Raw genomic sequence first — 19,276 nt, 5'->3', positions numbered from 1 at the left:
GTGTTGGCCGGCATTGCCGTGGATCAGGCGCTGATCTTCGCTTGTGCCGCGAGCCGGTTGATCGCGCGCTCCAGTTCTTCCAGCGCTGCCACGGCCTTGGGGTCGTCCTGCTTGAGCAGGGTTTCGCTGCGCTGGCAGGCCGCGCGCAATTGCGGTACGCCGCAATAACGGGTGGCACCGTGCAGGCGATGGACGCGTTCGATCAATGCATTCTGGTCGCGGTTTTCGCACGCCGCGCGGATGGCCTCGCGGTCGGCTTCCAGTGAGGCGAGCAACATGGCCAGCATGTCTGCGGCCAGATCAGCCTTGCCGGCGGCCAGGCGCAAACCTTCCTCGTGATCGAGCACCGGCAGTTCATTATTGCCCGCCGCGCTGTCGCTGATCCGCTCCGGCCCTTGATTGCGCAAGGCCAGGCCGGTCCACTTCAGCACCACCTGCGCCAGTTGCCGCTCACTGATCGGTTTGGTCAGGTAGTCATCCATGCCGCTTTGCAGCAACGCGCGTTTTTCGTTGGCCATGGCGTGTGCGGTGAGGGCGACGATCGGCAGCGGCGTGCAGTGCCGCTCGCTTTCCCACTGGCGAATGGTTTCGGTGCTCTGGCGGCCGTCCATGCCCGGCATCTGCACGTCCATCAACACCAGATCGAAGGACTCGCTTTGTACGGCTTTGACCGCCGCGTAGCCGCTTTCCACCGCGAGCACCTTGGCGCCCATGTCTTCGAGCAGGGTTTGCACCAGCAGCAGGTTGGCCGGGTTGTCGTCGACACAGAGCACTTTCGGCGCGCGGCTCGACAGCGGTTCCCCCGGCTCATTGCGCGGCTGGCGCGGGTTGACCAGATCGGCCAGCGCGCGACGCAGTTTGCGTGTGCAGGCCGGCTTGGCTTGCAACTGACTGTGCGGGTTCGGTACCGACAAATGAAACAGCGTCTGTTCGGTGGTCGGGCACAGCACCAGCACTTTGCAGCCGAGGTGTTCGAGGTCCCAGATGTGCTGATTCAAACGCTCGGGCAGCATGTCGTTGCTGGTGATGCCGATGACCGCCAGATCAATCGCTTGATCGGTCTGGTGCGCACCGGTGACGCCATTGGTCAAGGTTTCCAGCGTATTGAACGGCGTGACATCGAGGCCGCAATCTTCCAGTTGATGTTGCAAGGCCTGACGCGCCAGTTCATGACTTTCCAGTACCGCCACGCGGCGCCCGAGTAGCGGCGCGGCCGGCAAGTCTTCGGCGTCGTCACGGGTTTTCGGCAGGCTCAGGCTGATCCAGAATTCCGAGCCTTCGCCCGGTGTGCTGTCGACGCCGATTTCGCCACCCATCTGCTCAATCAGACGCTTGGAAATCACCAGCCCGAGGCCGGTGCCGCCCGGTTGCCGCGACAGCGAGTTGTCGGCCTGACTGAAGGCCTGGAACAACGCGCGCACGTCCTGATTCGACAGGCCGATGCCGGTGTCCTGAATGCTGATGCGCAACTGCACGCTGTCCTCTTGTTCATCTTCAAGCATCGCGCGGGCAACGATGGTGCCTTCGCGGGTGAACTTGATTGCGTTGCTGACCAGGTTGGTGAGGATCTGCTTCAGGCGCAACGGGTCACCGACCAACGACAGCGGCGTGTCGCGGTAGACCAGGCTGACCAGCTCCAATTGCTTGGCGTGTGCGGCAGGGGCGAGGATGGTCAGGGTGTCCTGCAACAGGTCGCGCAGGTTGAACGGAATATGGTCGAGCACCAGTTTGCCGGCCTCGATTTTCGAGAAGTCGAGGATCTCGTTGATGATCCCCAGCAAGCTGTCGGCAGATTTTTCGATGGTGCCCAGATAATCGAGCTGGCGCGGGGTCAGTTCGCTTTTCTGCAACAGATGCGTGAAGCCGAGAATGCCGTTGAGCGGCGTGCGGATTTCGTGGCTCATGTTGGCGAGGAATTCGGATTTGATCCGGCTCGCCTCCAGCGCTTCTTTGCGCGCCAGATCCAGTTCGATGTTCTGGATCTCGATGGTTTCCAGGTTCTGGCGCACGTCTTCGGTGGCCTGATCGACACTGTGTTGCAGTTCTTCGCGGGCGTTTTGCAAGGTACCGGCCATGCGATTGATCCCGGAGGCCAGTTCATCCAGCTCTTGGCTGCCCAGTGGCGGCAAACGCGTTTCCAGATGGCCATCCTTGAGTTGCGCGACGGCTTGCTTGATCTGGCTCAGCGGACGGTTGATGGTGCGGCCCATGCGCAATGCCAGCAGTGCGGCCCCCGCCAGACCCGCGGCAATCAGCAGCAGACTGGCAAACAGGCTGCGATAACCGCGCAGCAACATACCGTTATGCGACAGCTCCAATTCGACCCAGCCAAGCAGTCGCTCGGATTCTTCCGGGATCAGTTCGCCGGCGAGGTTGCGATGTTTGCCGAACACCGGCATCAGGTAACGCGTCGCGTCATTGCCACTGCGCCGTTGCAAATGCGCGCTGTCGCCGCTGGGTGCCTGATTGAGCATGGTCGGGCCGGCATGGGCAAGCGGCGAGCGGTCCGGGGCGAGGAAGGTCACCGCGCGCACGTCCGGCTGTTCAAGGGATTGCGTGGCGATGCGCTCCAGCAATTCGCTGTTGCCATGGCCCATGGCGGGTGCCACCAGCGGCGCCAGTTGCTCGGCAATCATTTCGCCGCGCTGCATCAATTGGGTCTGCAAGTCGGCCTGCTGCGTCCAGGTGAAATAACCACCCAGCACCAGCGCCATCAGGCTGGTCGGCAACAAGGTCAGCAATAACACGCGACCTTTGATTCCCAGTTTCTTGAGCACGCCTATCTCCTGCATCCCGCTGATCTGTTGACTCATGCGTGCATCCGGCACGCGACATTGGCGCAGTGTAGCGATTTGCTCGCGGGCAATCTCCGGAAAAATGCGCTCGCGTCGGGGCAGGGCGTCGCTGCTCGTTGGTCAGCTCGGTCAACCTTGAGTTGCCCGATGCCCGGCAATCTTGAATAATCAGTCTCAACTGAGAATTACTTGCAGATACTCATGACTCCTGTTTCCGCTGGCCAGCCACGCATTCTCTCCATCGAAGACGATCCGGTACTCGGCGCCTATGTTCACGAACATCTGGGCCGCATCGGCTTTCAGGTGACGTGGTGCCAGAACGGCCAGGAGGGCCTGAACATCGCCACGCGCCAGCCGTTCGACGTGGTGCTGATGGATATCCTCTTGCCGGGCCTGGACGGTTTGCAGGTGTTGACGCAATTGCGCCAGAGCCACACGACGCCAGTGCTGCTGATGTCGGCCCTCGGCGCCGAGGCGGATCGCATCAGCGGTTTCCGTCTCGGTGCTGACGATTATTTGCCCAAGCCGTTCAGCATGGCCGAGTTGCATGTGCGCATCGAAGCGATCCTGCGCCGGGTTGCGCTGGATCGGCGCCCGGCAGCGCTGGCGGCGCCAGTGGCGGTCGGTACGCTGCGCTTCGATGACCAACAGTGCGATGTGTTTTTCCGCGAACAACCCGCCGGGCTGACGCGCAGCGAATTCCGTTTGCTCGAAACCCTCAATCGCAACGAAGAGGAAGTACTGAGCAAAGCCTTCCTTTATCAGCACGTTTTGCAGCGCGGCTACGCGGCCCACGATCGCAGCCTCGACATGCACATCAGCCAGATCCGCCGCAAGCTCAAAGCCATCGGTTACACCGAGCGGGAAGTGCGTACGGTCTGGGGCAAGGGTTACGTTCTGAGCGCCGCCGATGAAACGCTCTGAACTGCCGGGGCGGCATTCGCTGTTCTGGAAACTGGCGTTTCTGCTGGTCGCATTTTGTCTGCTGATGATCTGGCTGAGCTGGTCGTGGGGACGTTATATGGAGGAGCGCAACCAGTTCCTCTCCGACGACGCGCGCGGCACTCTGACGCGTTACGCCGCGCAAGCGGAACAGGCTTGGCAGCACGGCGGCCGCAGCGGGGTCGATGACTGGTTGCAGAGCATGGAGTTGCGTGAAGCCAGTTGGGTCGGTGTGATCGGTGGCAACTTACAGTCGCTGAGCAATGATCCGCTGAATGATCAGGAAATTCAGCACCTGACCTTCTTGCGCGGGCTCGACTGGCCGATCCACAAGAAAGGCCGGCCGTGGTTGCGCATTCCTTTCCCCAAAGAGCCGTCTGCCGGCAGCCTGGTGATCGAATTGCCCGAACGATTTGTTCCGGGCAAGTACCGGGTGTTCTGGCGCGTCATCACCAACGGCGTGATTCCCGGGTTGTTCACGTTATTGCTGTGTGTCGGTCTGTACCGCTTGCTGGTCGTGCCCCTGAACAACCTGCGCGAACAGGCCAACGCCTGGCGCGCCGACCAGTTGAATGTGCGGTTGTCGAGCGGCATCACCCAGCGCCCGGATGAACTCGGTGAACTGGCGCGGGCGTTCGACTCCATGTCCGAACGCCTGCAATCGACCGTCGCTCTGCAACAGCAATTGCTCCGCGATCTGTCCCACGAATTGCGCACGCCGCTGAGCCGCCTGCGCGTCGCCAGCGAAAGCGAGCAGGATTTGGTGCAGCTACGCGAACGTATCGGTCGTGAAGTCGACGGTATGCAAAGACTGGTCGAAGACACCCTGCAACTGGCTTGGCTCGATACTGACCGCTCGCCATTGCCCGACGAGGCGATTCAGATTCAGGCCCTGTGGGAAATGCTCACGGACAACGCCTGTTATGAAAGCGGCTGGCCGAGTCTGCAGCTGCAGTGTTCGGTCGAAGCGTCGTGCTGGGTGCGTGGCAACCTGAATACGCTGGCGCAGGCTTTGGAGAACATTTTGCGCAACGCCATTCGGCATTCGCCGCCGGGTGGGATCGTGCGACTGGATGGACGGCGCGATGGCGATTTCTGGCACCTGTGGCTGGAAGATCAGGGCGGCGGCGTAGCGGAAGGGGATCTGGAACGGATCTTCTCACCGTTCACCCGACTGGATGGCTCGCGGCCCGGGGACGGTGGTTTTGGCTTGGGGCTGAGCATCGCGCGCAATGCCGTGCAGCGTCAGGGCGGGAGTATTTGGGCGGAAAATAGCGGGGCAGGGTTGCGGTTGAATTTGCGGTTGCTGGCGGATGACGGTGTTGCGCCGACTGACGCCTTCGCGAGCAGGCTCGCTCCCACATTGGAACTCGGTTCGCCGCAGATTGTGTGATCAACAGTTAATAGTGTCATCACTGCTGACACTACTCCCTGTGGGAGCGAGCCTGCTCGCGAAGAGGCCATACGCATCACCGCCAATTAAGATGACCCACCGCAAAAGTCGCACCACTGGTGCGACTTTCAATCCCTTATTCCCATAAACCATAAGCACCGCACTTTGCGTGATATGGCCTGCGCGGGTTTGCCGGTATGATAGGCGCCCCCGCACGTCTGGATTGCGAATACGCCATGACCTTGCAGTACCCAACCATCGCCGATTGCGTCGGCAACACGCCGCTGGTGCGTTTGCAGCGCCTGCCCGGTGCTACCAGCAACACCCTATTGCTCAAGCTCGAAGGGAATAACCCGGCAGGTTCGGTCAAGGACCGTCCGGCGTTGTCGATGATCACTCGCGCCGAGTTGCGCGGGCAGATCCACGCCGGCGATACGCTGATCGAAGCGACCTCGGGTAACACCGGGATCGCGCTGGCCATGGCCGCTGCGATCAAGGGTTACAAGATGATCCTGATCATGCCGGACAACTCCAGCGCCGAGCGTAAAGCGGCGATGACCGCGTACGGTGCCGAGCTGATTCTGGTCAGCCAGGAAGAAGGCATGGAAGGCGCCCGCGACCTTGCGCAGCGCATGGAAGCCGAAGGCCGTGGCAAGGTGCTCGATCAGTTCGCCAATGGCGACAATCCTGAGGCGCACTACACCACCACAGGTCCGGAAATCTGGCGTCAGACCCAGGGCACCATTACCCATTTCGTCAGTTCGATGGGCACCACCGGCACCATCATGGGCGTGTCGCGCTACTTGAAAGAGCAGAGCGACAGCGTGCAGATCGTCGGTCTGCAACCGATGGAAGGCTCGGCCATTCCCGGCATCCGCCGCTGGCCGCAGGAATACCTGCCGAAGATTTACCAGGCCGACCGCGTCGACCGTATCGTCGACATGGCGCAAAGCGAGGCCGAGGACGTCACCCGTCGTCTGGCCCGCGAAGAAGGTATCTTCTGCGGCGTGTCCTCGGGCGGTGCGGTGGCAGCGATGCTGCGCCTGTCCCAAGAAGTTGAAAACGCGGTGATCGTCGCGATCATCTGCGACCGTGGCGACCGTTACCTGTCGACCGGCATTTTCGACGCGCCTAACTGATGGCCAAGCACGAGAGAGGCCTGCGCTTCCAGCCCACGGGCGGGAGCAAGGCCGCGCAAATTCCGACCGGCAAAAAGCAGCGCTTGACCATTGAGCGCCTGGCCAATGATGGTCGCGGTATTGCGTTTTTCGAAGGCAAAACCTGGTTCGTCCTCGGCGCCCTCGCCGGCGAAGAGGTCGAAGCGCGGGTGCTCGGCGCCCACGGCAAAGTGGTCGAGGCGCGCACTGAGCGCGTGTTCACAGCCAGCGAACTGCGTCGCCCGGCACCGTGTCAGCACGCCGGTCGTTGTGGCGGTTGCAGCGTCCAGCATTTGCCCCACAGCGAACAGCTTGCCCTGAAACAGCGCATGCTCGCCGAGCAATTGTCGCGTGTCGCCGGTGTCGAACCTGACGCGTGGGCAGCGCCGCTGACCGGTCCCGAATTTGGCTATCGCCGTCGTGCCCGCATCGCGGTGCGCTGGGACATGAAGGCGAAGAAACTCGAAGTCGGTTTCCGTGCCGCCGGCAGCCAGGACATCGTCGCGATCAACGAATGCCCGGTGCTGGTACAGCCCTTGCAACCGATCATGACCCGTTTGCCGGAGATGCTCCGTCGTTTGAGCAAACCGCAAGCATTGGGCCATGTCGAGTTGTTCAGTGGCTCGTCACTGGCGGTACTGCTGCGGCACATGGCGCCGTTGTCGGAAGCGGATCTGACCATTCTCAAGGAATTCTGCCAGTTCCATGAAGCGCAATTATGGCTGCATGGCGAGGGCGAGCCGCAACCGGTCGATGCGACCCAGGCGCTGGGCTATCGCCTGGAGCAGTGGGATCTGGATCTGGCGTACCGCCCGGGTGACTTCATCCAGGTCAATGCCGGCGTCAACGAAGCCATGGTTGCGCAAGCGCTGGACTGGCTGAAACCCGGTAGCGGCGAGCGCGTGCTGGATCTGTTCTGCGGCCTGGGCAACTTTGCCTTGCCGCTGGCCAAAACCGTTCGGGAAGTGGTGGCGGTCGAAGGCGTGCAGACCATGGTTGATCGCGCTGAAGCCAACGCCGCTAGTAACAATTTGCATAACACAAAGTTTTTTCAAGCCGATTTATCCCAGCCTTTGACCGATGCCCAGTGGATCGGAAACGGCTTTTCTGCGGTACTCTTGGACCCACCGCGTGACGGTGCTTTCGAGGTGGTTCGCAAGCTGGCGACCCTGGGTGCCAAACGGTTGGTGTATGTGTCGTGCAACCCTGCAACTCTGGCGCGCGATACGGTCGAATTGATCAAGCAGGGCTACCGGTTAAAACGTGCCGGGATTCTCGATATGTTTCCTCAGACGGCACATGTCGAGGCCATGGCGTTATTTGAAGCGAGCCAGGATGGCTCGTCTGAATCCGCCTGATCTGTCCGTGCAGCGCTCGCTTTAGCCCCGCGAGCGCAAACGGGCAACAAGGGTCAGCGATTTGACGCATTGAATCTGCGTCGTAGGGAAGGTAAAGCAAGATGGTACAGGTGAGAGCACACCAGCCGATCAACACTGACGGCAGTATCAATCTCGAGGCTTGGCTCGATCACGCGGTCAGTGTCGATCTGGCACTGGATCGCGAAGCCTTGAAAGAAGCCTGCGAGTTCGCTCGCGAGGCCGAACAACAGTCCAATGCCAGGAAGAATCTGTGGGCCGAAGGCTCCGGCAGTTTCAGTACGGGCCTGGAAATCGCCGAGATTCTCGCCGACCTCAAGCTCGATCAGGATTCGCTGGTCGCAGCGGTCCTGTATCGCGGCGTGCGTGAAGGCCAGATCGAACTCGCGGCCGTCGGCCAGCGCTTCGGCCCGGTGGTGGCCAAGCTGATCGACGGCGTGCAGCGCATGGCCGCCATCAGTGCCAGCCTCAGCCCGCGTCAGTCGATGGTCATGGGCACGCAAGGGCAGGTGGAAAACCTGCGCAAGATGCTGGTGGCGATGGTCGATGACGTTCGCGTTGCCCTGATCAAACTCGCCGAACGCACCTGCGCCATTCGTGCGGTGAAAACCGCCGACGACGAAAAGCGTAACCGCGTCGCCCGCGAAGTCTTCGACATTTATGCGCCGCTCGCGCACCGCCTCGGCATCGGTCATATCAAATGGGAACTGGAGGACTTGTCCTTCCGTTATCTCGAGCCAGATCAATACAAGCAGATTGCCAAGTTGCTCCACGAGCGACGGCTGGACCGTGAGCGTTTCATCGCCGATGTGATGACCCAGCTCAAGGATGAATTGCAGGCCACCGGCGTCGATGCCGACATCAGCGGCCGGGCCAAACACATCTATTCGATCTGGCGCAAAATGCAGCGCAAGGGTTTGGAATTCAGCCAGATCTACGACGTGCGTGCGGTGCGCGTGCTGGTCCCGGAAATGCGCGACTGCTACACCGCGCTCGGCATCGTCCACACCTTGTGGCGGCACATCCCGAAAGAATTCGACGACTACATCGCCAACCCGAAAGAGAACGGCTACCGCTCGCTGCACACGGCGGTGATCGGCCCTGAGGGTAAAGTGCTCGAGGTGCAGATCCGTACGCACTCGATGCATGAAGAGGCTGAGCTCGGTGTCTGCGCGCACTGGCGCTACAAGGGCACCGACGTCAAATCCGGCTCGAACCACTACGAAGAGAAAATCTCCTGGCTGCGACAGGTCCTCGAGTGGCACGAAGAGCTGGGCGATATCGGTGGTCTGGCCGAACAGCTGCGTGTCGATATCGAGCCGGATCGGGTCTACATCTTCACCCCCGATGGCCACGCCATCGACTTGCCGAAAGGCGCGACGCCGCTGGACTTCGCTTATCGCGTGCACACCGAGATCGGCCACAACTGCCGTGGCGCGAAGATCAACGGGCGCATCGTGCCGCTCAACTACAGCCTGCAGACCGGTGAGCAGGTCGAGATCATCACCAGCAAGCACGGTACGCCGAGCCGCGACTGGCTGAACTCGAACCTTGGTTACGTCACCACCTCGCGGGCGCGGGCGAAGATCGTCCACTGGTTCAAATTGCAGGCGCGCGACCAGAACGTTGCCGCCGGTAAAACCCTGATCGAGCGCGAACTGACGCGCCTCGGTCTGCCTGCGGTGGACTTCGACAAGCTGGCCGACAAGGCCAACATGAAAACCGCCGAAGACATGTTCGCCGCCCTCGGTGCCGGCGACCTGCGTCTGGCGCAACTGGTCAACCTCGCGCAGCAACTGGTCGAACCGGAACGCGGCAACGAGCAGCTGGAACTGATTCCGCGCAAAGCCACCGGTTACAAACCGGGCAAGCGCGGCGACATTCAGATCCAGGGCGTCGGCAACCTGATGACGCAGATGGCCGGCTGCTGCCAGCCGCTGCCGGGCGATGCCATCGTTGGTTACATCACTCAGGGTCGTGGCGTGAGCATTCACCGTCAGGACTGCGCCTCGGTGCTGCAACTGGGTGGGCGCGAGCCGGAGCGGATCATCCAGGTCAGTTGGGGCCCGGTGCCGGTGCTCACCTATCCGGTGGACATCGTTATCCGCGCCTACGACCGTTCCGGTCTGCTGCGTGACGTCTCGCAGGTATTGCTCAACGAACGCATCAACGTGCTGGCGGTCAACACCCGCTCGAACAAGGAAGACAACACCGCGCTGATGTCCCTGACGATCGAGATCCCGGGGCTGGATGCGCTGGGGCGGTTGCTCGGGCGGATTTCGCAGTTGCCGAACATCATCGAAACGCGGCGTAACCGTACGCCTTGAACATCGACGCCGATCAACTGTGGGAGCGAGCCTGCTCGCGAAGAGGGTGTGTCAGTCGACTTCATTGTTGCAGACACACCGCTTTCGCGAGCAGGCTCGCTCCCACATGGGTTTTGTGGTGAGAGATAAATGATGTACAGCCTTGAAGACCTGCTCCACCTGATGAACCGTCTGCGCGATCCGCAATACGGTTGCCCGTGGGACATCAAGCAAACCTACGCGACCATCGTTCCGCACACCCTCGAAGAAGCCTACGAAGTGGCCGACGCCATCGAACGCGGCGACTTCGATCATCTGCAGGGCGAGCTCGGCGATCTGCTGTTTCAGGTCGTCTATTACAGCCAGTTGGCCAAGGAAGAAGGGCGCTTTGAATTTGCCGGGGTGATCGACAGCATTACCCGTAAGCTGATCCGTCGTCATCCCCACGTGTTTCCCGCCGGCGATCTCTACGCGCCGCTGGATGTGCCGCGCTTGAGCGAAGAACAGGTCAAGCAGCGCTGGGAAGAGATCAAGGCTGAAGAGCGCGCGGAGAAATCTGCCGCGCCCGAGCAACTGTCACTGCTCGATGACGTGCCGGCAACGTTGCCGGCATTATCGCGTTCGGCCAAGTTGCAGAAGCGCGCAGGCCAGGTCGGTTTCGACTGGCCAGACGCCTTGCCGGTGCTCGACAAGGTGCGCGAAGAACTCGATGAAGTCCTCGAAGCCATGTCCGAAAACGATCCTGTAGCCGTGGCTGACGAGATCGGCGATCTGCTGTTTTCCGTGGTCAACCTGGCCCGGCATCTGAAGGTCGACCCGGAAACTGCGCTGCGTGGCGCCAACGGCAAGTTCGAAAGACGTTTCCGATTTATCGAACAGGCATTGCGCGACACCCACCGTCCCATAGAAGATTGCACCCTCGAAGAGTTGGACGCCCTGTGGGGTGAAGCCAAACGTCAGGAAAAGAATTTGCCCGGCTGCGGCTGAGCCACTGCCCAAGTGAGTAAGCACCATGAGTATTTCCCTTCGCGACCAGTTGCTCAAAGCAGGCCTGGTCAACCAAAAGCAGGCCAAGCAAGTCAGCAAGGACAAGCAAAAGCAGCAACGTCTGGCGCACAAAGGTCAGATCGAACTGGATGACTCGCAGCAGCGTGCCGCCCAGGAAGCCATGGCCGAGAAGGTCAAGCGTGACCAGGAGCTGAACCGCCAGCAGAAAGAGAAAGCTGAAGCCAAGGCGCGTGCAGCACAGGTCAAGCAACTGATCGAAGTCTCGCGTCTGCCGAAGCTGACCACCGAGGACTACTACAACTTCGTCGATGACAAGAAGGTCAAGCGCATCTCGGTCAACACGCTGATGCGCAACAAGCTCAGCAGCGGTTCGCTGGCGATCGTGCACCATGCCGGCGGCTACGAAGTGATCCCGCGTGAAGCGGCCCTGAAGATCCAGGAGCGCGATCCACAGCGCATCGTCCAGCTCAACGTGCAGACCGAAGAGGTCAGCACCGAGGACGATCCGTACGCGGCGTATCAGATCCCTGATGACCTGATGTGGTAAATCGATAAAGCTGTAACAACGACAAACCCCGCTCATGGCGGGGTTTGTCGTTTTCAATGCTGTGGTTGAATCAGGAGGAACGGGTTTCGCGTTGTTGCTCTTGCACTTCGAGTTCGGCCTTGTAGTTGTGGGCATCGATCTCGTTGTGGAACATGCCGACCAGCAAGTCTTGTTGATGCACGTCCCAGATGCGGATGCCGGCGGCTACGCCTTCGTGGGACATGTGTGAATCGTCGCGTTCAGTTACTTTTACAGTCATCTGCTAGCTCCAAATCTCAAGTTATCTGCAGCAAGGCGTGTGCAGGACTCTTTTATATGATTTGTTAGCTTGCTAAGTAAACGCTTGATTTGCGCAAGGTGTTATTGCGTTTTTTGCAACAGTGCTGCAGCCCGCGTAATCCGCGACATTCGGTCGCAGGGCGGTAGGTTTCATGACAGAAGTTTCATTTTCAGAAGCGCCGAAACCCATTGTGGGAGCGAGCCTGCTCGCAAATTCAGTGGGTCAGACGACGATAGGATGACTGGAATATCGCATTCGCGAGCAGGCTCGCTCCCACAGGGTTTTGCGGTGTACCTGCTATTTTCTTCGGGCAAAAAAAACGCCCCGAACCAGTCGGGGCGTTTTCATGTGTGGCTCAAGCGGGGGGAATTACTTGCCTTCCCAGCGCTTCAGTACCAGCGTGGCGTTGGTGCCGCCGAAGCCGAAGCTGTTGCTCATCACAGTGTTGATGGTGGCGTTTTCGCGGGTCTTGGTCAGCACCGGCAGGTCGGCCACTTCAGGGTCCAGCTCGTCGATGTTGGCGGAACCGGCAATGAAGTTGCCTTCCATCATCAGCATGCAGTAGATCGCTTCGTGAACGCCGGCGGCGCCCAGCGAGTGACCGGACAGGCTCTTGGTCGAGCTGATCGCTGGTGCCTTGTCGCCGAACACTTCACGCACACCTTTCATTTCCGCGACGTCGCCGACCGGAGTCGAGGTGCCGTGGGTGTTCAGGTAGTCGATCGGCGTATCAACGGTGGACATCGCCATCTGCATGCAGCGGATCGCGCCTTCGCCACTTGGGGCAACCATGTCGTAGCCGTCGGACGTTGCGCCGTAGCCAACGATTTCGGCGTAGATCTTCGCGCCACGGGCCAGAGCGTGTTCCAGTTCTTCAACCACGACCATACCGCCACCGCCGGCAATGACGAAACCGTCACGGTCAGCGTCGTAGGCACGGGAAGCTTGTTCCGGGGTGTCGTTACGCTTGCTGGACAGAGCGCCCATTGCGTCGAACAGGAACGACTGGCTCCAGTGCTCTTCTTCACCGCCACCGGCGAAAACGATGTCCTGCTTGCCCATCTGGATCTGTTCCATGGCGGTACCGATGCAGTGAGCACTGGTGGCGCAGGCAGATGCGATGGAGTAGTTCAGGCCTTTGATCTTGAATGGCGTGGCCAGGCAAGCGGAAACGGTGCTGCTCATGGTCCGCGTTACACGGTACGGGCCAACGCGCTTGACGCCTTTCTCGCGCAGGATGTCCAGCGCTTCCATCTGGTTCAGCGTGGAAGCACCACCGGAACCAGCGATCAGGCCGGTACGCGGGTTGGACACTTGCTCTTCGGTCAGGCCAGAGTCAGTGATGGCGTCTTTCATGGCCAGGTAGGCGTACGCGGCTGCGTGGCCGACGAAGCGATAGATCTTGCGATCGATCAGTTCTTCAAGGTTGAGGTCGATGGAGCCGGAAACCTGGCTACGCAGACCCATTTCAGCATATTCCGGGTTGAACCGGATGCCAGGGCGGCTTGCACGCAGGTTAGCGGAGACGGTCTCTTTGTCATTGCCCAGGCACGAAACGATGCCCAGACCAGTGATAACGACGCGGCGCATGCGAATAACCCTTAGAAGTTGTCAGTGGAGGTGAACACGCCGACGCGAAGGCCTTCGGCGGTGTAGATTTCGCGACCGTCGACAGTCACCGAACCATCGGCGATGGCCAGGTTCAGCTTGCCCTTGAGGACGCGTTTGATATGAATGTTGTAGGTGACTTTCTTGGCGGTCGGCAGCACCTGACCGAAGAACTTCACTTCGCCTGAACCCAGCGCACGGCCACGGCCCGGCAGGCCTTGCCAGCCCAGGAAGAAACCGACCAGTTGCCACATGGCATCCAGACCCAGGCAGCCCGGCATCACCGGATCGCCTTCGAAGTGGCACGCGAAGAACCACAGGTCAGGGTTGATATCCAGCTCGGCGACCAATTCACCTTTGCCGTACTTGCCGCCTTCTTCGCTGATCAGGGTGATGCGATCGACCATCAGCATGTTCGGGGCGGGCAGTTGCGCGTTACCTGGGCCGAACAGCTCACCGCGACTGCAGCGCAGCAGATCTTCCCGAGTAAAGGCGTTTTGTTTGGTCATGCGAGCTCCTCAATAATCCCATGCGGCAGGTGGGGCAAATCTTCCCGACCGTTCGAAGCGTTCATGCCTCGAACCGGCAGCCTACTCATAGACTATTGCGTTGTGGTGAAAGTCACAGCACCAAGGACATGAATGTACACTTGTGCACTGAAATTTTTATTCAAGCCCCTTTTGAGGCTCGTTCGGGTGCCTAAGACTGCCGCACTTTCGCTTTTCACGCCAGTCGCAGATGGTCGAAAGGCCCACACTACGACACCCAGCGCTGCAGAATCTGCTGCAGATCATTACGTTTGAACGGCTTCGCCAGATAATCGTTCATGCCCGCCGACAGGCAGGTTTCCCGGTCGCCCTGCAAGGCGTTGGCGGTCAGCGCGATGATCGGCACTTCGCTGCGTCCGGGTAGCAGTCGGATCTGCCGGGTAGCCTCGTAGCCATCGATGATCGGCAAACGGCAATCCATCAGAATCACTTCAAAGTCGCTGCCCTCGGCGCTGCGCACGGCTTGTGCGCCATCGGTAGCAACACTGACAGTAAAGCCCAGACTGCGCAGCATCGCTTCAATAACGGTCTGGTTCACTGGATTGTCTTCGACCAGCAACACATTGCGCCCTTCACCATGCTCTTTGCCGTTCAGTGCACGCGGCGCAGCCAGGGGCGGCAGCGCCTGCTTATAGAGTGCCAGGGGAATTTCCAGATTGAATACCGAACCGCGACCTTCCTCGCTCTGCGCGCGCAAGGTGCCGCCCATGCGTTCGGCCAATGTACGTGCGATCGGCAGACCGAGACCGGTGCCGCCATAACGTCGTGAAATCGAACTGTCGGCCTGCTGGAAGGCGTTGAACATCAGCTCCAGACTTTCAGAAGAAATACCGATGCCGCTGTCACGCACCGAACAGGTGAACCACAGCAATTCGTGATCCAGCGATTGCCACTGCGCCTCGATGCTGACCCGGCCCTGTTCGGTGAACTTCAGTGCATTGCCGACGAGGTTGACCAGAATCTGCCGGATCCGCGTCGGATCGCCCTGCACCTGCAAACCGCGCATGTCGTCCGGGATCCGCAGATTCAGCGCCAGCCCTCGCTGTACCGCGCTGTGCTGGAACGACTGCGCACAGGCGCCGATCAGTTCGGCGAGGTTGAACGGGATGTGCTCCAGTTCCAGCTCCGAGCGTTCGATGCGCGAGAAGTCGAGAATGTCGTTGATGACTTTCAAAAGGTGTTCGGTGGACTCCGAGGCGAGGGCGGCGTATTCGACCTGCTCCTCGGTCATCTCGGTGGTTTCCAGCAGTTGCAGCATGCCCAGCACGCCGTTCATGGGCGTGCGCAGTTCGTGGCTCATCATCGCCAGAAAGTCCGACTTGGCGTTGTTGGCCTTTTCCGCCTCTTCGCGGGTCTGAATCAGTTGCGCCATGGCCTGGTGCTGCTCACGGCTGGCCTGTTCCAGCGCTTGGGCGAGGTTGTTGATGTGCTGCGACAGCGCGCCCAGTTCGGTGTCATCGACAATCGGCAGCGGGGTTTTGTAATCGCCGTCCTGAATCGCCTTGACTGCATCGCCGATGTCGCGAATCGGCTGCGACAGGCTGCCGGCCAGGCGTCGTGCCAATACGAAGGTGAAGAGCAGGGCGAACAGCGCGAGAATCCCGGCCTTGAACAGAATCTCCTGCTGGCGCTGGCTGAAGGCATCGTTGGACAAGCCAACGATTACTCGGCCCAGATAGTCCTCGCTGGCCCCGCCGTTGCTGACCTTGCCGTCCTGAAAGAAATCATTGTGCAGGGCGATGCGTTGCAGGCGCACCGGTGCCTGAAACACTTCAACCTGATGCGGGCGACTGTGCGCGGCGGCGGGCTGTTCGACGTACACCAGAATCCGGTTGGCGCTGTCCTGTATTTCGAGAAAACGCACGTTGGGCGTGGCCAGTGTCGCTTTGAGCAGGCTTTCCAGCACTTCGTTATTGCCGGAAATCACCCCGTATTCAGTGGCGGGTGCCAGTTGGTTGGCGATCAGTTGGCCGGTGTGGTTCAGCTCCTGGCGCAGATCCTGAATGCGCACAAAGGTAAAGAAGCTGATCAGCAACAAGGTCAACAACAGCGCCGGGCCCAGACTGATCAACTGGGTGCGGGTGTTGATGTCCCAACGGCGACGAAAACTCATGGACGGCGTTCTCCTTCAGCCAGCGCTTGGGCGACAGACGCTTCATTTAGCGGCTCGATCCCTAGGGAACGAGCGACCTGTGCATTACTTGAGACTTTAAAACGTGCGGGGTAGAGCGTTCGCGGCCAACTGGCCGGCGATTGGTCGAGCAAATGATCGAGCACGGCCAGCCAGTCGTTCTGATCGCTGTAGGTACTCGCCAGGCTGCCGGCGCGGACGAACGCCACGTTGGGACCGACCAGCGCGACTTGCCGTGAATAGCTGCTGAGCAGCAGGTTTTTCGCGGTTTTCGGGTTGTACAGGTCGGGGTCGTCGAGGCCGAGTAACACGTCGCTGTTCTTCAGCACGGTTTGCAGCGGGCGGCTGTCGTGGATGTTGTCCCAGCGCTGGCTGACGATTTGCAGGTTCAGTGGTTTAGCGGCGAGATTGAGTTCGTTGAGGAGGAATTCGCTGTGTTGATCGAAGAGCACGCCGATGCGCTGGGCCTGGGGCAGAATGCGTCGGATCAACTGCAACTGGCGGCTCAGCGGTGGGTCACTCCACAGCAAACTCAGGTGCGCCGGTTGCGCGCTGCCGAGGCGCTGGCGCGCTTGCAGACGACTGATGCGCAGCACCAGCGTTGCCGGGCCTTGGGGGTCTTGCAGGCGCCAGTCGAGGCTCGGCAGGTCGAGCAGAATCAGGCGCAGACTGGCAGGCAGTTTTCCCGGTGCCGGCAGACTGGCCAGCGGCTGGAAACGCACGTTGTCAGTCGGACGCAATTCGCTGAGTGCCTGGACGAATGCTTGCATGCCGGGACTTTCCTCGGCACCGGTCAACAGAATATCGGCGGCCTGCACCGCCACGCCATGCAGCCATGCGGTCAGAAACAGGCAAACCCCGGCCAGCCAGTGGCCAAGGGTTGGCAGCTTCCGTGACGGCCCGTAGCGCATCCTAGAACTCCAGCTCAGCGCTGAAATACATCACCCGTCGCTCGTCGTAATTATTGTCGACGAAGGTGGTCGGCGCATGGTCGAGGCGCTGTTGCAGCACGCCGGCCAGTTGCAGTTGGGCTTTGCCCAGCGGGATGCGTTTGGCGATGCGCGTGTCGACCCGCTCGAAACGGTAGCCATTGAGCGCGTTGTCGCCGTAATAGAAGAGGGCGCTGTTCCAGCCATGGCCCCAATCGCGCAGCCAGCCCGCCGACCCGCTGTTGCGTGAGGTGAATTGTTGGTCCAGCGGGTTGCTCGCTTCGGCATTGACGAAGGCGTAGGTGAACCGCAAGCGGTCGGCCAGGCTCACGCGCCAGTCGAGCTGGGTTTCGGTGCCACGAAACCGCGAGCTGTTAGCGTTGCTGGCGATGTATTGGTTGTTACGCAGCGGCTCACTGATCATTCCGGTGATCTCGTCGTAGAACAGCTTCACATCCAGGGCCAGACCCAGCTCAGCGAAGTAGCCGTTGTAGCCCAGCTCCCGCGAGCGCATGTGCTCCTGATCGAGATCGCCCGGGCCGCGCGTCTTGACGAAGTACCGCGCCGACGACTGGCCGTAAGCCGAAGGCCGCAGGTTGCTGACCTGATAGCTCCAGTTGACGTTGTTCTCGAACATGTCCGGCGAGCGGATCGCTTCCGAGTAAACCGCGCGCAGGCCGTGGCGCGGGTTGATCAGGTAATTGACGGCGAAGCGCGGCGTCAGCGAACTGCCGATCAGTTGCGTGTTTTCGAACATCGCACCACCCTGCAACAACCAGTGTTCAGTGGCACGCCATTCCAGTTGGCCGAACGCGCGCCACGTGGTGTCGTCCAGTGTGCCGTTGAAGTAGGTTTCGGAGTCGGCGCGGTCGTAACGATAGTTCATACCGCTGACCAGACGCAGGCTGTCGGACAGGCTGAGGGTGTCCTGCACTTCGAGGTCGTAACGCGATTCCCGTGCGCTCTGGTCGATGTCGCCGCACAGGGTGCGACTGGCGCCGTTACGCCATTGCTCGAGCACCAGATTGGCCAGGGCCATTTCCTGCGGGGTGCCGGGCGCAGCGCCGGGGCCGGTGAAACGGGTGATGTTGCGCGCCAGGCGTTCGGTGTAATTTGGGTTGAGTTGCCACAGTTGCGTCAGTTCGGGGCTGAACGACACCTCGGCATCGCAGGCGCGCCAGGTTTGCTGACGATCCCAGTGTTGCGCCGAGCCTTGTATATAAAGGCTGTGCTCCGGGTTGAGATCGAGGTTCCAGCGCACCGAGCCGGCGTAATCTTTGGCGACTACGTCGGAATTGTTGCCGGCGGCGGTAATCCCGGAGAACACCGGACGATAGGTGTACGGCCGTTGGTTGCTGCCGTCCTTGGCGTTGACCTGCCAGTCGAGGCTCTGGTTATCGCTGAGGGTGTGGCTGACCGCGAGACTGAAACGGTTCAAGCGCCGGCTGTCGCGGTAATCGGCGCCGCTGCGATCGCTGTCGAAGCCGTCGTCTTCTTGCCCGGACAGCGACAGGCGCAGATCGCCGCCATTCCAGCCGGTGCCCTGGCTGGCGTAGAAATCGTTGATGCCGCGCTGACCGCGGGTGTACTTCAGCCGCGTACCGTGGCTGTCCGCCGGGTTTCGCGTGATGATATTGACCACCGCCATCAGCGCGTTGGCGCCGTAGCTGACAGTGTTGGGGCCACGAAAAACTTCGATGCGCTCGATGTCTTCCATGGCCACCGGAATATCGCTCCAGTCCACCGTCGACAAACCGGCGCGGTACACCGAGCGACCGTCGATCAGCACCTGCATGCGCCGCGCTTCGCTGGCGTTAGTGCCGTGGTAATTGACCGCCGCCTGATTGCCGCTGATGTTGCCGACCATCATCCCCGGCACCAGTCGCAGCAGTTCGCTGATATCGCGGGCACCGCTGGCGTGGATCAGTTCGTTGTCAATTACGGTCATGCTTCCCGGCACTTCCGCCGGTGTCTGCTTCAGGCGCGTGGCGGTCAGCACTTGGGGCAGTGCTTCGTTGTCCATGAACAGGTCGTCCGCCATTAATACCGGGCTGAACAGCAGCGCCAGTAAGACGGACGAACGCGGGGACGCAGAGCCAAATGACACGACACAACCTTGATAGCGAAGAATTGGCGCGCATGTTAACCGAGGGCAGTGACTTTTCCAGTCACGTTGCAGGCATTTTCCTAGGTTTTATTGGTCTTCTTCCTACAAGTGTCGGTAATTGTTGCTGGGGCTGGCCGCGCGTTGGCCGC

Annotated in this window: 14 protein-coding genes; 7 read left to right on the top strand and 7 right to left on the bottom strand. The window is 60.6% G+C overall.

Annotation, left to right across the window (positions count from 1 at the left end; translation table 11 throughout):
* Positions 1–23: 23 nt before the first annotated feature.
* The gene (locus tag HU754_RS22305) at positions 24–2,777 is read right to left on the bottom strand and encodes a response regulator (protein WP_186624808.1); all 2,754 of its coding nucleotides are present in this window, start codon (positions 2,775–2,777) and stop codon (positions 24–26) included.
* 219 nt (positions 2,778–2,996) lie between these two features.
* On the opposite strand from HU754_RS22305, the gene HU754_RS22300 reads away from it, so the two are divergent.
* From HU754_RS22300 to HU754_RS22270, 7 genes are all read left to right on the top strand, one after another.
* The gene (locus tag HU754_RS22300; RefSeq protein WP_186624791.1) at positions 2,997–3,719 is read left to right on the top strand and encodes a response regulator transcription factor; all 723 of its coding nucleotides are present in this window, start codon (positions 2,997–2,999) and stop codon (positions 3,717–3,719) included.
* Complete coding sequence (locus HU754_RS22295) at positions 3,706–5,130, top strand: sensor histidine kinase (RefSeq protein ID WP_186624790.1); 1,425 nt, start codon at positions 3,706–3,708, stop codon at positions 5,128–5,130. Before HU754_RS22300 ends, HU754_RS22295 begins: the two co-directional genes overlap by 14 nt.
* Before the next feature lie 236 nt (positions 5,131–5,366).
* Positions 5,367–6,269, top strand: a complete 903-nt coding sequence (gene cysM, locus HU754_RS22290; protein ID WP_175559687.1) for a cysteine synthase CysM — start codon at positions 5,367–5,369, stop codon at positions 6,267–6,269.
* Positions 6,269–7,645 (top strand): 23S rRNA (uracil(1939)-C(5))-methyltransferase RlmD, encoded by a 1,377-nt coding sequence (gene rlmD / locus HU754_RS22285; protein WP_186624789.1) that lies wholly within the window; start codon positions 6,269–6,271, stop codon positions 7,643–7,645. The genes cysM and rlmD overlap by 1 nt, the downstream gene beginning before the upstream one ends.
* A gap of 101 nt (positions 7,646–7,746) precedes the next feature.
* A complete protein-coding gene (gene relA / locus HU754_RS22280; RefSeq protein WP_077574114.1) occupies positions 7,747–9,990 on the top strand; it encodes a GTP diphosphokinase in 2,244 nt (747 codons plus the stop codon).
* 132 nt (positions 9,991–10,122) lie between these two features.
* Entirely contained in the window at positions 10,123–10,956 is an 834-nt protein-coding gene (mazG, locus tag HU754_RS22275; RefSeq protein ID WP_186624807.1) for a nucleoside triphosphate pyrophosphohydrolase, read from the top strand.
* A 25-nt stretch (positions 10,957–10,981) separates the two neighbouring features.
* On the top strand, positions 10,982–11,524 hold the full coding sequence (locus HU754_RS22270) for a DUF2058 domain-containing protein (protein WP_016987455.1): 543 nt from the start codon (positions 10,982–10,984) through the stop codon (positions 11,522–11,524).
* A gap of 70 nt (positions 11,525–11,594) precedes the next feature.
* Here HU754_RS22270 and HU754_RS22265 read toward each other — a convergent pair whose 3' ends face one another.
* From HU754_RS22265 to HU754_RS22240, 6 genes are all read right to left on the bottom strand, one after another.
* On the bottom strand, positions 11,595–11,783 hold the full coding sequence (locus HU754_RS22265; protein ID WP_077574113.1) for a hypothetical protein: 189 nt from the start codon (positions 11,781–11,783) through the stop codon (positions 11,595–11,597).
* Positions 11,784–12,173: 390 nt separating this feature from the next.
* Positions 12,174–13,394: a beta-ketoacyl-ACP synthase I gene (fabB, locus tag HU754_RS22260; RefSeq protein WP_007968959.1), complete on the bottom strand. Its 1,221-nt coding sequence runs from the start codon at positions 13,392–13,394 to the stop codon at positions 12,174–12,176.
* Positions 13,395–13,405: 11 nt separating this feature from the next.
* Positions 13,406–13,921, bottom strand: a complete 516-nt coding sequence (fabA, locus tag HU754_RS22255) for a 3-hydroxyacyl-[acyl-carrier-protein] dehydratase FabA (protein WP_003227150.1) — start codon at positions 13,919–13,921, stop codon at positions 13,406–13,408.
* A 247-nt stretch (positions 13,922–14,168) separates the two neighbouring features.
* Complete coding sequence (locus HU754_RS22250; protein WP_186624788.1) at positions 14,169–16,073, bottom strand: ATP-binding protein; 1,905 nt, start codon at positions 16,071–16,073, stop codon at positions 14,169–14,171.
* Positions 16,070–17,002 carry an ABC transporter substrate-binding protein gene (locus HU754_RS22245; protein ID WP_186624787.1) on the bottom strand — a complete coding sequence of 311 codons (933 nt, stop codon included), beginning with the start codon at positions 17,000–17,002 and terminating at the stop codon, positions 16,070–16,072. Before HU754_RS22245 ends, HU754_RS22250 begins: the two co-directional genes overlap by 4 nt.
* A gap of 1 nt (position 17,003) precedes the next feature.
* Complete coding sequence (locus HU754_RS22240; protein ID WP_186624786.1) at positions 17,004–19,127, bottom strand: TonB-dependent receptor plug domain-containing protein; 2,124 nt, start codon at positions 19,125–19,127, stop codon at positions 17,004–17,006.
* Positions 19,128–19,276: the final 149 nt, after the last annotated feature.

Origin of the sequence: Pseudomonas zeae, from assembly GCF_014268485.2 — a bacterium.
Lineage (GTDB): Bacteria > Pseudomonadota > Gammaproteobacteria > Pseudomonadales > Pseudomonadaceae > Aquipseudomonas > Aquipseudomonas neuropathica.
Note: the sequence above shows the minus strand (reverse complement) of the source record. Positions and strands in the feature narration are given on the sequence as shown.